The organism is Noviherbaspirillum sp. Root189 (assembly GCF_001428545.1).
Classification (GTDB): domain Bacteria; phylum Pseudomonadota; class Gammaproteobacteria; order Burkholderiales; family Burkholderiaceae_D; genus Noviherbaspirillum.
Window position 1 is genome coordinate 1 of record NZ_LMHZ01000087.1, and the last position, 2,717, is coordinate 2,717.

The 2,717-nt window shown below is 63.1% G+C and carries 3 protein-coding genes and 2 pseudogenes; all 5 read left to right on the forward strand.

The features are described from left to right. Positions 1–326, forward strand: a 326-nt coding sequence (locus ASE07_RS30300) for an AMP-binding protein (protein ID WP_268793479.1), incomplete at both ends; no start/stop codon positions are given. Between the two features lies 1 nt (position 327). Further along, positions 328–1,059, forward strand: a pseudogene (locus ASE07_RS30305) (amino acid adenylation domain-containing protein); the annotation flags it as partial. Between the two features lies 1 nt (position 1,060). After that, positions 1,061–1,632 (forward strand): annotated as a pseudogene (locus ASE07_RS30310) (phosphopantetheine-binding protein); the annotation flags it as partial. A 123-nt stretch (positions 1,633–1,755) separates the two neighbouring features. Further along, positions 1,756–2,424: condensation domain-containing protein (locus tag ASE07_RS30315; RefSeq protein ID WP_327196080.1), on the forward strand; the 669-nt coding region annotated here is incomplete at its 3' end. A gap of 28 nt (positions 2,425–2,452) precedes the next feature. Further along, a partial coding sequence (locus ASE07_RS30320; protein ID WP_327196081.1) for a condensation domain-containing protein occupies positions 2,453–2,717 on the forward strand: 265 nt, incomplete at its 3' end.

A 2,717-nucleotide genomic window follows, 5' to 3' on the forward strand; every position in this document is an offset into this window, starting at 1 on the left:
TACGTGATCTACACGTCCGGTTCGACCGGCCAGCCCAAGGGCGTGATGAACGAGCACCGGTCTGTGGTCAACCGGCTGCTGTGGATGCAGGATGCTTACCGGCTGGGCGGCGACGAGGCGCTGCTGCAGAAGACGCCGTTTAGTTTCGACGTGTCGGTGTGGGAATTCTTCTGGCCGCTGCTCAATGGCGCCAAGCTGGTGATGGCGCGCGCGGGCGGGCACAAGGATCCGGCCTACCTGGTACGGGTGGTGCGCGAGCAAGCCATCACGGTGCTGCACTTTGTGCCATCGATGCTGCAGAGTTTCCTTGCCCATCCGGACGCTAANCCCGGCCTACCTGGTACGGGTGGTGCGCGAGCAAGCCATCACGGTGCTGCACTTTGTGCCATCGATGCTGCAGAGTTTCCTTGCCCATCCGGACGCTAAAACCTGTACCAGCCTGCGCCGCATCGTGTGCAGCGGCGAAGCGTTGCCTGGTGCGCTGGCGCGCCAGTGCCGGCAGGTCTTGCCGCAGGCGCAGCTGATCAACCTGTACGGGCCGACCGAAGCGGCGGTGGAAGTGACTGCCTGGGAATGCCGCGGGGAGGATCTGCCGGACAACATCCCGATCGGTCATCCGATTGCCAACACCCGGATTTATTTGCTGGATGGGCATGGTCAGCCGGTGCCACAAGGCGTGGCGGGCGAACTCCACATTGGCGGGGTGCAGGTGGCGCGCGGCTATCTGAACCGCGATGAACTGACAGCCGAGCGCTTTGTTGCCGACCCGTTCAACAGCGAGCCGGGTGCCCGGATGTACAAAACCGGCGACCTGGGYCGCCACCTGAAGGATGGCAGTATCGAGTTCCTGGGYCGCAACGACGATCAGGTCAAGCTGCGTGGTTTCCGCATTGAGCTCGGTGAAATTGAAGCGAAGCTGCTGGAGCAGGATGGTGTACGCGAAGCGGTAGTRCTGGCGCGMGAAGACCGGCCCGGCGATATGCGCCTGGTCGCCTATCTGACGGCGGAGGCGCAACTCGATACTGAAGCGCTGCGTGTCAGTCTGCAAGCTGTGCTGCCNGAAGACCGGCCCGGCGATATGCGCCTGGTCGCCTATCTGACGGCGGAGGCGCAACTCGATACTGAAGCGCTGCGTGTCAGTCTGCAAGCTGTGCTGCCCGAGTACATGGTGCCGACTGCCTGGATGCAGCTCGATACTCTGCCGCTGAACTCGAATGGCAAGCTCGACCGCAAGGCGCTGCCGGCGCCGGATGGCGATGCCTATGCGGCGCGTGCGTATGAAGCACCGCAAGGCGAAGTTGAAACCGCACTGGCGGCGATCTGGGCCGAAGTGCTGAATCTCGACAGTCAACAGATAGGACGCAACGACCACTTCTTTGATCTGGGCGGCCACTCGCTGCTGGCCATGCGGGTGGTGTCGCGCATCCGTGAAGTGCTGGGTGCCGAAGTCGGCGTGACCGGGTTGTTCGAGCATCCGCTGCTGGCGAGCCTGGCCCAATCGCTCACCCGTGCCGGGCGCAGCAACCTGCCGGCCATTACGGTCGTGTCGCGGGAAGAGCCGCTGCCCTTGTCGTATGCGCAGCAGCGGCTGTGGTTCCTGTCGCAGATGCAAGGGGTGAGCCAGGCGTACCANTGTCCATTTCCGTCTGGATGCAAGCTTTTCCCAAAAATGACATGGCGAACCCCAGTAAGGAACCACAAACCCTCTTCTAACCACATACCAACATTCGCATACAGGCGGAGCTGCATGCTCCCTTGCCGGCCATTACGGTCGTGTCGCGGGAAGAGCCGCTGCCCTTGTCGTATGCGCAGCAGCGGCTGTGGTTCCTGTCGCAGATGCAAGGGGTGAGCCAGGCGTACCATATGCCGATGGGCCTGCGCCTGGACGGAGTGCTGAACCATCAGGCACTGCGGCTTGCGCTGGACCGCATCGTGGCACGTCATGAATCGCTGCGCACCACCTTCGTGCTGGTCGACGGCGTTCCGGTGCAGCACATTGCCGATGCGCACTGCGGCTTTGCATTGCAGGAACACGACCTGCGCAATCTGCGCCTGGGCGGAGTGCTGAACCATCAGGCACTGCGGCTTGCGCTGGACCGCATCGTCGCACGTCATGAATCGCTGCGCACCACCTTCGTGCTGGTCGACGGCGTTCCGGTGCAGCACATTGCCGATGCGCACTGCGGCTTTGCATTGCAGGAACACGACCTGCGCAATCAGAGCGATGCCGAAGAAGAACTGGAGAGGCTGACCGGCGAGGAAGCCGCCGCGCCGTTCGATCTGGCCACCGGCCCGCTGGTGCGTGGTTGCCTGATCCGGATGGCCGACGACGAGCATGTACTGCTGGTGACGATGCACCACATCGTCTCCGATGGCTGGTCGCAGGGAGTGCTGATCAACGAATTCAGCGCGCTGTACAACGCGNGACGACGAGCATGTACTGCTGGTGACGATGCACCACATCGTCTCCGATGGCTGGTCGCAGGGAGTGCTGATCAACGAATTCAGCGCGCTGTACAACGCGTATTGCGAAGGACGCGACGATCCTCTGCCGCCACTGGCAATCCAGTACGCCGACTATGCAGTCTGGCAGCGACGCTGGATCGATGGCGAGGTGCTGCAGGCGCAGGCGGCCTACTGGCAGCAGGCGTTGGCGGGGGCGCCGGCATTGCTGGAGTTGCCGACCGACCGGCCACGTCCGGCGGTGCAGGACTATG